The sequence below is a fragment of the Listeria costaricensis genome, from assembly GCF_900183385.1.
GTDB lineage: Bacteria > Bacillota > Bacilli > Lactobacillales > Listeriaceae > Listeria > Listeria costaricensis.
This window is the reverse complement of record NZ_FXUT01000039.1, coordinates 1-884: the sequence shown is the minus strand read 5'-3', so window position 1 is coordinate 884 and position 884 is coordinate 1. Positions and strand designations below refer to the sequence as shown.

At 43.6% G+C, this 884-nt stretch carries 1 protein-coding gene; it reads right to left on the bottom strand.

What is annotated here, in order from left to right; all coding sequences use genetic code 11:
* Nucleotides 1-884 (bottom strand): LapB repeat-containing protein (locus CS921_RS15400; protein WP_162921807.1); only part of this gene is annotated, 884 nt, incomplete at both ends.

Sequence of the window (884 nt, the reverse complement as noted above, 5' to 3'; positions counted from 1 at the left end):
TCAAATTGGGCATCATCTTTCGTCAGATCATCCGCGTTCGCTATTTCGACCGCATTCCCTGGTGTTAAAATCGTTTCTTGCCCATCTTTTTTGTAGACGAGCGCGTTGTCAAGTGTGTCGCCGTCTGTATTCTTCAGTGGCTCATCAATGCGCGCCGTCACACTCCAATGCGCATCTGCGGCACGCGTATCCTCAACGCCGAAGCTGTATAAGTCAGTTTCTTCCCGTTGGATGACTTTTTGACCGTCTTGCACAGCGCTTGTTTTAAATGTGATATCCGTTGGGGCTGTATTGAATTTTAACGTGTACGGGATGACATGGACGGTCACTGGTTTAGTTGTTTCATTTCCGAGATTGGGATCGCGAGCTTTGACCGTTACTTGATAGTCGCCCGGTTGGCTCATATTGACCACTGTGGCAAAGTCGCTGGATAATTCGTTGCCCGGATCAGTTGTGGCGCGGATATCCGTTAGAAAATCAGCCGCTGACTTGGTGGTACCTTGAACATAGGTGATTTCATCGTCGCTGGAAAGGCTAATTGACAGAACTTCATAAGGAATCGAAATGGTGCCTCCACATTCCCCGCTAGTAGATTTAAAATCATAACTAAGCGTTCCAGTCCCTACTAAATTAGTCCATGTAATCGTATTAGTCGCTGCATTATAGGCACCCCCGTTACTCGGTGTAATATTCATTTTATTACCAAATTCATCTTTAATATTTTCGTCCACCGGGATGGTAAATGTATTAGTTGTGAGAATTTGTTCAGGCAAAGTACGGGTTTGTTTTAATCCATGAAAGAATGCTGGAATATTAGTATCAGAAACAGAGCTAAAATCAAGTAAATGATTAGTATAGCAATACAGATCTTTCAAATTGGGATT